Annotated in this window: 3 protein-coding genes; all 3 read right to left on the bottom strand. The window is 42.8% G+C overall.

The window, feature by feature from the left end; translation table 11 throughout:
• Positions 1–67: 67 nt before the first annotated feature.
• Positions 68–1,999, bottom strand: coding sequence for an ABC transporter ATP-binding protein/permease (locus tag ACM0OR_RS26545; RefSeq protein WP_414579419.1), 1,932 nt, complete (start codon positions 1,997–1,999; stop codon positions 68–70).
• Between the two features lie 260 nt (positions 2,000–2,259).
• Positions 2,260–5,625 (bottom strand): non-ribosomal peptide synthetase, encoded by a 3,366-nt coding sequence (locus ACM0OR_RS26540; RefSeq protein ID WP_414579418.1) that lies wholly within the window; start codon positions 5,623–5,625, stop codon positions 2,260–2,262.
• Between the two features lie 78 nt (positions 5,626–5,703).
• The gene (locus ACM0OR_RS26535; protein ID WP_414579417.1) at positions 5,704–11,001 is read right to left on the bottom strand and encodes an amino acid adenylation domain-containing protein; all 5,298 of its coding nucleotides are present in this window, start codon (positions 10,999–11,001) and stop codon (positions 5,704–5,706) included.
• Positions 11,002–11,022 lie beyond the last annotated feature (21 nt).

Genomic DNA, 11,022 nt, shown 5'->3' with positions numbered 1-11,022 from the left:
TTACTCATTACTCATTACTCATTACTCATTACTCATTACTCATTACTCATTACTCTTCATCCTGGAGTCAGACCACAATTTCGTTCAACATGGCTAACATTTCGCCTTTGGTTAAGTGTTTACCTGTACCACGTGCATTGCGCCATTTAATACCTTTTTCTTTGCATAATTTTCGTAATCCGTCAATTTTGAGTGCCGTCAAATCTAATTCTTCCGAGAGGGGTTTATCAGGTACAATTTCTAGCACCTTTATGGGTTCTGTCTCCGATAGCTGAATGAATTCGCGGTTAATACTGTACTCTTCTATGGGGACGAGTCGCCAATTTGATTCTTCTGAGAGTTCCAAAACCAATTGATGGTAATTAAACAAACTCTCTCGATGTCCCACGCTAATAAAAGTTGTACCGCTTTGTTGCAACTGTTGATAGAGTTTCTCTTCGTTCTTTAAATCTAAGGCACTGGTTGCTTCGTCTAAAATTACATAGCGGGGACGAATCACTAATAATCTGGCAAAAGCTAGACGTTGTTGTTCGCCTAAAGAGAGAATGTTTTCCCAATAAACATTTGCATCAAAGCCACCTACTCTGGATGTTAAATCGGAGAGGTTAACTTGTTGTAAGACTTGTTCTAATTCTTCGTCTTTCATTTGACGATTTTGGTTGGGATATAAAAGCTGTTCGCGGAGAGTTCCTAAAATTAAATAGGGACGTTGGGGTAAAAACAAAATTTCTTCTAGTTTAGGTCTGATGATGCGACCAGTACCAGCTTCCCATAAACCGGCGATCGCTCGCAATAAAGAACTCTTACCACGGCCACTAGCCCCTACTATTAATAGACCTTTACCCGATTCTACAAACACTGATAAATCTTTAACTATTACCCTCTCATAGTTGGGAGTTTGTAAAGTCAAATTTTGCAATTCCAACCGATTGGCTTCTAATGTCTCAATTTTCTTACCTGTTTTCTTCGCCTTGGTGACTTCTAAAATAGTGGAGAAAGTAGATAATCGTTCCACCAAATTGACAAACTTACCAGAACCACCAAACTCTGTCACCAATACAGATAATGCACCAGCAAATATACTACAGGCTGTACTAGCTTGACTCACTTCTCCTAATTCGATTTGATTGAAAAAATATAATGGTGCAATGCCAAGAAAAGGTAATATGCTCAAAAAAGATTGATAGCTGGTGACAAATACTTGTTGGTCTCGCAACCATCCAATCATTTGTTTTTTAGCGTCCATTAATTTAGCAAATCTGCGCTTAACTATATCTGCTTCTTGTTCTTCGCCTTGGAAAAATGCCACCGATTCGGCATTGTTGCGGACGTGAGTTAAGCTATAGCTGTAATCAGCGACACCTTCTAATTGAGCAGTGCTAATTTTAATTAATCTTTGACTGAGATACCCAGCAACAATATTACCTAATATCCCATAAATAACTATTATCACTGCTACAGGTCTATAGATAGACCAAATCACGGCTAAAAAACTCACAATTTCCAAAGTTTTTTCTACTACCACAAAGAAGATTTGCGTAGCAATTTGCGGAATTTGTTCTATTTCTTGAGCGATTCTTTGGTCTGGATTTTCGATTTCTGTACGAAAATTAACTCTGTAATAGGCGCGATTTTGAAAATATTTATCTAGGATGTGATTATTTAAAAATTGATACCAATCTAGGGCAATCTTTTTTCTCAAATATTGCAAAATCCCAACTAAAGGTATCAAGATAATCAGCAGATTAGCATAGATGAATAACAGCCGAAAGAAAGCAGGTATGTCTCGCTCTTCGAGTAAGTCAATTAAGTCTCTGGTGACAAAACTATTGTAGACGTTGATGGCGTTAGTTGCTATAACTAGACCAATTGCCAAAGCCAGCAACAACCAGGACGATAAAACCTTGATAAATTTTCTATCTTCAGTAGCTCTAGGATACCAATAAGGTTTGGCGATCGCTAAAAATTGTTTCCAGAATTCTCTACTAAATAAATTCATGTTAAAACTTTATTTTGCAAAACCCTTTTAAACCTAGTGGCTACACAAATAAAGGGGCTGATTAATTGGGATTTTGTATCAGAACAAGTCATGACAATAGCGACGATTCAAACACAGAGTTTGCATCAGCCGTACATAAAAATCTTATGGTGATGTGATTCAGCACACACGAAATTTACGATACTATTGTCTGGGCATTTGTGCAATAAGTAGCTAGGGAATTTTCAACGCAGAGGGGCGTAGGGGAGAGGATGAGTTAATTAAATGCTCTCATCTTTATTTAATTGCAGTTTGACTTCTTGGGATGATAACTGATTGACTTCAGCTAAAATCTGTGCCAAGGCATCATCATCTACTTGTTCTAATTGTTTACCAATGACTATTTCTGCTAGTCCGGCGATGGTGGGACTCTGAAAAATAGTTTGTACGGGTAACTCAATGGTGAAAGTTTGCCGTAAGCGGGAAACCACTTGAGTAGCCAAGAGGGAATGTCCACCTAGTTCAAAGAAGTTATCATGAATGCCGATTTTGGTAATTTCTAGTACAGAGGATATGATATCAGCGATCGCCTGTTCTGTTTCAGTTTGTGGGGAGACAAAACTAGTGTGGCGATTTTGATCTAAATCTGGGGATGGGAGGGCGCGGCGGTCTAGTTTACCGTTGGTAGTTAGCGGTAAACTATCCAGCAGTACAAAAGCCCAGGGAATCATATAATCAGGTAATTGTCCCTCTAGATGCTGACGCAGTTCATTAATTAATAGTTGGGGACTTGTCCAAGTCGTTTCTTTGGTAGTGCTGGGGATTTGTGGAGACTCAGACTTAACCGCATCAGCCACAATATAAGCTACTAAACGGTGATTTCCTGGAGTGTCTTCACGAGCAATCACCACATTTTCCTGCACCACAGGATGTTGATTCAACGCCGCCTCAATCTCTCCCAACTCAATACGGAAACCGCGAACCTTTACTTGATGGTCAATTCGTCCCAAGTATTCAATATTCCCATTGGGTAAATAGCGAGCCAAATCACCAGTTTTGTAGAGAGGGTTATAGGTGACAGGATTATCCCTAATCCCCAATCGAATAAATCTTTCTTGGGTTAACTCTGGACGATGCAGATAACCGCGTGCTACCCCAGCACCACCAACATACATTTCACCCCGCACCCCAATAGGAACAGGCTGTAAATGCTCATCCAGAATATAGACTTGCAAATCAGGAATCGCTACACCAATCACACTACTGCGACTCCCAGCATCCGCCATACTTAACGGACGGAAAGTCACATGAACAGTAGTTTCCGTAATCCCGTACATATTAACCAACTGCGGACAAGCATCCCCATGTCTTTCAAACCAAGGTAATAAACTAGTTGGGTCAAGAGCCTCCCCCCCAAAAATCACCCACCGCAAAGCAATCTTCTCATCTCCTCCTCTCTGCGCCTCCGCGTCTCTGCGTGAACTTTCCACCCAAATCAACTGTCGAAAAGCCGAAGGAGTCTGATTTAACACCGTCACTCCCTCCCGCAGCAGCAAATCATAAAACGCCTTCGGGTCACGACTCACCCAAAAAGGCACAATCACCAACCGACCGCCATACAACAAAGCCCCCCACATTTCCCACACCGAGAAATCAAAAGCGTAGGAATGAAACAGAGTCCAAACATCCCTAGCATCAAACTTAAACCAATCCTGCGTCGCCGCAAATAGACGAGTCACATTGCCATGATTGACCATTACCCCCTTCGGTTTACCCGTAGATCCAGAGGTATAAATTACATAAGCCAAACTTTCCGGTATCGCCTGACTCACAGGATTTTCTGGACTGAGAGTGCTGATAACTTGCCAGTCTGTATCCCAGCAAACCTTGTTAGCAGAAAACTCCCGTAAAATATCTAACCATTGCGACTGTGTTACCAACACCGATACTTGAGCATCCGCCAGCATAAACTCCAAACGTTCAGCCGGATAATCTGGGTCAAGGGGGAGATATGCACCGCCAGCTTTGAGAATTCCTAGTAAAGCCACCATCATCTCAAAAGAACGTTCCACGCAGACACCCACCAGCGTCTCAGGCTTGACACCCAAAGATTGCAAATGATGCGCCAATTGATTAGCACGCACATTTAACTCACTGTATGTCAGACTTTGCTCACCAAATACTAAAGCCACGGCATCAGGTGTTTTTTCTACCTGCTGCTCAAACAATTGATGTAAACAGTAATTGCTAGAGTATTCTATTTTATGGGCATCCCAGGCTGAGATTAACTGTTGTTTCTCTGTATTACTAATTAAAGCTACTTGTGTAATTGGTAACTCTGGCTGAGTAACGATCGCAGTTAATAAATTTTGAAAATGCCCCATCATGCGGGTAACAGTATCAGCATCGAAGCGATCGCTATCATATATAATCTTGCCAGATAATGTCTGCTGCGCTGCTACTACTAAGGTTAAAGGATAATTATTAATTTCAAAAACCCGGACATGATCAATTTCTAAACTTGCTAAAGGTTCTTGTAGTGCTGCATCTACTGGGTAATTTTCAAATACTACCAAGCTTTCAAATAACGACATTCCCCGTGGAATTTCACTCCAGCCGTGAATATCGACCAAGGGACTGTAAGAATATGGCTCTCGTTCTATTTGCTGGGTTTGTAAATATTGCAACCAAGGTACAATCGCCGTATCTTCCGGGATTTGTACCCGCACCGGTAGGGTATTAATAAACAAACCCACCATTGATTCCACCCCTACCAAAGTTGGAGGACGACCGGATACCGTAGCCCCAAAAACTACATCCAATTCCCCACTGTAGCGACTCAGTAATATTGACCAAGCTCCCTGTACTAAAGTAGAAAGGGTGACACGGTGCTGTTGAGCAAAACTTTGTAGGGTATCCGTAATCTGGGATGATAACTCAAAAGTTATGTCTAAAAAATTACCTTGATGATGTACACCCCGGTTTCCTCCTAGAGGTGTCGGTGCAGTAAACCCTTGTAAGTTTTGCCGCCAAAAGTTTTCCGCCGCAGCAATATCTTGACGTTGCAACCAAGTAATATACTCTTGGTAAGGACGGGGAGTAGCTAAAGATAGACGCTCACCACGATTTCCAGCTTCGTAGAAAGTAAACACTTCTTGAAACAGAATCGGTAGTGACCAACCATCTACTAATAAGTGATGAAAACTAGCAACCAGTTCATAAGTATTTTCTCCCAGTCGCAACAAAGCACAGCGCATCAGGGGAGCTTGATCTAATTTAAAGCCTTGAGTGCGATCGCTCACCAAAAATTCTTCTACTTGTTTTTGCTGTTCCGAGGGAGCAAGTAAACGCCAATCGCACTCAGTCCAGGGTAAGGTAACTTGATGGCGGACAATCTGTAAGGGTTTTTTGCGATTTTCCCACACAAACAGCGTTCTTAATACAGGATGTCTCTCTACTACTTGTTGCCAAGCCTGCTTAAACACTGCCACATTTAAGTTACCGCTAATTGTGCAAATAAATTGCTCAAAGTAAATACCCGACTCCGGTGAGTACAGAGTATGAAACAGCATCCCCTGCTGCATTGGCGACAACGGATAAATAGCGGCGACGTTTTTACTTTTGGTTGGTTGTTCTGAGATGGTCATGGTTTCCTTTTAATTCGTAATTTACTCATTACTCATTACTCATTACTCATTTATTGAATTAGTTTTTCTCCCCTACTTTTATTCATCGATTTCTGCTAACAAAGCATCCAACTCGTCTTGATTTAACTCGGCTGCGGGAAAATCAGATGGGGTGTATCCGCCGGTGGCTGACTGACAGTGGTGGATGAGTGTTTGTAAGGCGGTGATGAAATCGTTGGCTAGGTGTTCAATGGTGCTTTGTTTATGCACTTTTTCGCTGTAAGTCAAATTGATGTGTAGTTTGCCTTCTGCTACAATTCCATTGATTTCTAATAAGTGCGGACGATGGGATAAAGAACTTTGAGTTGCTCCGGTGGATGTTTTGGCAAAGCCTTGGATAATTCCGGGGGGGATGCGGTCAAATTGTCCTAGGTAGTTGAAACATACCTCGGCTTTACTGGCTAGCTGGCGCATCTGTTCGTCATCACTGAGATAGCGTAGGATTCCGTAGCCTATGCCTTTCTGGGGTAGGCTGCGTAGTTGTTCTTTGATGGATTTTAGGGCTTCTCCTGGGTTTTGATTGGTTTCACCCAGAGAGGCGGAGTCTCTGAGGAAGGGAGTTGTGTCAAGTGATAGGAGAATGGGGAAAATGGAAGTGAACCAACCTACTGTCCGGGAGATGTTGATATCTGCAAAGAGTTCTTCTCTTCCGTGACCTTCTAAGTCGATGAGGAGTGAATTGTTACCTGTCCAATTATTAAAACTTTGGAGGCAGGCAGTTAGTAAAATATCGTTAATCTGGGTATTGTAGACTTGGGGGATTTCTTGTAGCAGTGCTAGAGTTTCTTCTTCACTGAGACTAACTGATACTTGAGTCGCACTAGCAACGGTGTTGTGGGCTTTACCGTTGGGATAGTCTACTGGTAGGGGGAGATTATGGGACTGGGTGAGCCAGTATGCTATTTCTGATTTTAGAGCAGGCGATTGCCCATATTCTTGTAAATGTGTTGCCCAATCTTTAAAGGAGTTTGTTTTGGGTGGTAGTTGAATAGTTTCTCCACGGCTGAGTTGTTGGTATGCAGTCGAAAAGTCTTCTAATAAAATTCTCCAGGAGACTCCATCTACCGCTAAGTGATGAATGATGATGAGTAATTGACTGGGTTTATCTGTCTCCAACTTAAACAGCACTACCCGCATTAATTCACCTGCGGACACATTCAAGCTAGCTTGTAATTTTGCTGCTAATGCTGTGATTGTCTCTTGTTGCTGTTTGGGACTAAGCTCTGATAAATCTATCACATCAAAAGGTACAGTATTGACAGCATCGCTATTAATCTGCTGCCATTGGGAATCATCGCGCCAGAACTTCAGCCGTAAAGCATCATGATGTTCTAATAGCTTTTGGACTACCTGCTGTAATAATTCTGGCTGCAAATCTGGCTGTACTTCTAGTAGTACAGATTGATTGAAGTGGTCTGGTTGGGGTGAATTTTGTGCAAAGAACCAATGCTGAATCGGAGTTAAAGGTAATTCTCCAGTGACTAAACCTTGTTCTGCTGGGATACTACCCATTGTGCAGACTGCTGCTAACTGAGCAATTGTTTGATGTTGGAATATCTGCTTGAGTGTTAGCTGTATCCCTGCTTGATTGGCGCGAGCAATTACCTGAATACTAATGATGGAATCGCCACCCAACTCAAAGAAGTTATCATGAATACCGACTTGTTGTAGTCCCAGGATTTCACCCCAGATATTAGCCAAACTTTCTTCAATGTGGTTACGCGGTTTAACTACATCATCTTGGTTGCTAGCTTCTAACTCTGGTGCAGGGAGGGCGCGACGGTCTATTTTACTATTGGGTGTGAGGGGTAAAGCTTCTAGGAATACAAAGACATTGGGAATCATGTACTCAGGAAGTCGCTGTTGCAGTAAATTACGCAATTCGCTGCTAGTCGGTGTTTCCTGTTGAGAAACGACATAAGCTACTAAGCGTTTATTCCCTGGTTGGTCTTCGCGGATAATGACGACGGCTTGCTTAACTTGGGGATGGGCAATAATTCCGGCTTCAATTTCACCTAATTCTATCCGAAAGCCCCGCAATTTTACTTGATTGTCAATCCGTCCTAGGTATTCAATATTTCCATCTGGTAAATGCCGGGCTAAATCTCCGGTTTTATACAGACATTTCTCTTCCTGAAAGGGACTGGAAATAAACTTCTCCGCAGTCAATTCTGGACGGTTACGATAACCTCTCGCTAATCCTGCACCACCAATATGCAATTCCCCAGCGACTCCAATTGGTACAGGTTGTCCGTAAGTATCCAGCAGATAAATTTGAGTATTGGCGAGGGGATGACCAATCAATACTTTACCTTCACCTGGTTCTACTTGATAAACTGTTGACCAGGTAGTCGTTTCTGTCGGGCCGTAAGCATTCCAGAGTTCACAACTTCTGGCGAGTAGTTGATTAGCTAAATCCCTGGGTAGGGCTTCACCAGCACATAATATTTTTAATTTTTCTGTACCATTCCACCCAGAAGCTAACAAAATTCGCCAAGTGGCTGGTGTCGCCTGCATGATTGTAGCGTGAGATTCCAGTAGCAACTTTTGCAATGCGTAGCCATCTTTAGTCATCTCGGTACTAACTAAAACCACCTTTGCTCCCACCATCAATGGTAAGAAAATATCTAGTACCGCAATATCAAAGGATAAAGTGGTGACGGAAAGTACCACATCTGCGGCTGTAATTCCTGGTTCTTGCGCTACTGAAGTTAAGAAGTTGACCACCGCACTGTGAATAATTTGCACGCCTTTGGGTTTACCAGTAGAACCAGAGGTGTAGATTATATAAGCCAGATGATTGGGGGAGTGGGCTGTGGGCTGTGGACTGTGGGGAGAGTAGGCAGATATTGCTAGCCACTCTGTATCTAAACAGATAATTTTTGCCGTTGTTTTTGGTAGTAAATCTACTAGAGGCTGTTGTGTTAATAGCACCTCAATTTCAGCATCCTCTACCATGAACGCCAAACGTTCCGCCGGGTATTTGGGGTCAAGAGGAACATAAGCACCCCCAGCTTTGAGAGTTGCTAACAAACCCACAATCATATCTAGGGAACGTTCTACACAAATCCCTACCACTTTCTCATTACCCACACCCAAAGACTGTAGGTAGCAAGCTAGTTGATTAGCACGAGTATTTAACTCAGCATAAGTTAACTCTTCCCCAGTCCCGATTCCCACCGCCACAGCATCAGGTGTTCGTTCTACCTGGGCTTCAAATAGTTGGTGTAAATATAAATCAGTGGGATATTCAGCCTCTGTATGATTAAAATCAACTAGTATTTTTTGTTCGTCACTAGCTGTTAACAGAGGTAATAAACCCACAGACTGTTCTGGATTTACGGCTACTGCTATTAGTAAATTCTGGAAGTGATGAGCAATACGTTCAATAGTTGCTAAATCAAACAAATCGCTGTTATATTCCCATCCCCCGGCTAAACCTTGGGGAGTTTCTTCCATTGACAGGGTTAAATCAAACTTGGCTGTAACTGTCTCAATAGGTAAAGGTGTGAGACTCAAACCAGGTAATTCAAAATTTTGAGAGGGGGTATTTTGCCAAATAAACATCACCTGAAATAGGGGACTGTGGCTCAGATTCCGTTCTGGCTGTAAGGCTTCTACTACCTGCTCAAAGGGTACATCTTGGTAAGCATACGCCTCTAGCGACACTCGCCGGACTTGTTGCAGTAATTCCGCAAACTTGGGATTGTCTGTAATTTGGGTTCTCAATACCAAAGTGTTGACAAAAAAGCCAATTAATGATTCTATTTCTTTGCGATCGCGGTTAGCAATGGGTGTACCCACGAGTATATCTGTTTGACCACTGTAGCGATGCAGTAACGTTACAAATGCCGCTTGCAGGGTCATAAATAGGGTAACGCTAGATTTTTGACTCAAACTCTTGAGTTTTGCTGTCAAGTCAGCATCCAGTGTAAACCCATAGTAACCCCCTTGATAACTTTGGATTGGTGGACGGGGGCGATCAATTGGTAATTCTAAAAGTGGTGGCGCACCTGTTAGCTGTTGTTGCCAATAGTTGAGTTTTTTCTCTAATACTTCTCCACTCAACCATTGTCTTTGCCATACCGCAAAGTCAGCATACTGAATTGCTAACTCTGGTAAGGGGGAGGGTTTTTCCTCAGTGAAGGCGGTATACAGTGCTGATAATTCTTGGATGAATACACCCACAGACCAACCATCACAGACAATGTGATGCAGGTTAATTAATAGAATATGAGACTGTTCACCCAAACACAACAACTGCGATCGCATTAAGGGAGCAATGGCGAGGTCAAAGGTTGTTTGTGAGTTAGTGATTGTCAGTTGCTTAACTTGTTCAGCTTGTTCTGGTAATCCCTGTAAATCGATGAGTGGGAGTGTCACAGTAACAGCAGGAACAATTACTTGGGTAGGTACGCCATTGATGGTGGGAAAACTTGTCCGCAAAACTTCATGACGATGGACAATTTCCTGCAATGCTTGCTCTAGGGCTGCAACATTTAAGTATCCTTGCAATTGTAAAGCCGCAGGTACATTGTATGTGCCACTGCTGGATTCCAATTGGGCTAAAAACCATAGTCGTTGCTGTGACCACGATAAAGGTATGGGTTGATTATCTCTAGTGACAGGAACAAGGGGTGGTGAGAGTAACCCTGAGTCCGTTTGCTGTAGTTTATGGATGGCTTGGTCTAGTTCCGCTACTGTGGGAGATTCAAATAATAACCGTAGGGGTACTTCAATGCGGAAGATTACCCGCAGACGTGAAATAACTTGTGTAGCTAATAGGGAATGTCCCCCTAAGGCAAAGAAGTTATCGTGAATGCTAACTTGTTTGATTCCGAGGAGTGAGGCGAAGAGGTCAGCAATTAAGACTTCCGTTTGTGTATGCGGTAAAACAAAGTTTTCGGAAGTGATATTAATATCGGGGATGGGGAGAGCATTCCGGTCTAGTTTGCCGTTAGGTGTGAGAGGTAAAGTATTAAGCACTACAAAGGCAGAGGGAATCATGTAGTCAGGAAGTTGCTGTTTGAGGGCGTTTCGCAACTCGTCGCTTGTTGGTGCTTCCCCGTCTGGAATGAGGTAGGCTACTAAACGTTGGTCGCCTGGTTGATCCTCCCGGACAATTATCGCCGCTTGTTTGACTTGGGGATGTTGATTGACGGCTGTCTCAATTTCTCCCAACTCAATCCGAAAGCCTCGTACTTTTACTTGGTGATCTGTCCGTCCGAGGTATTCAATATTGCCATCTGGTTGATAACGTGCCAAATCTCCCGTCTTATACAGCCGTGCGCCTGGTTCATGAATGAAGGGGTGGGAAATGAATTTCTCTTTTGTCAACTCAGGACGATGCAAATAGCC

This window comes from Anabaena sp. CCY 9402-a (assembly GCF_963920945.1).
Taxonomy (GTDB): domain Bacteria; phylum Cyanobacteriota; class Cyanobacteriia; order Cyanobacteriales; family Nostocaceae; genus Trichormus; species Trichormus minutissimus.
The sequence above is the reverse complement of the archived record's forward strand: the minus strand, read 5'-3'. Positions and strand labels throughout refer to the sequence as shown.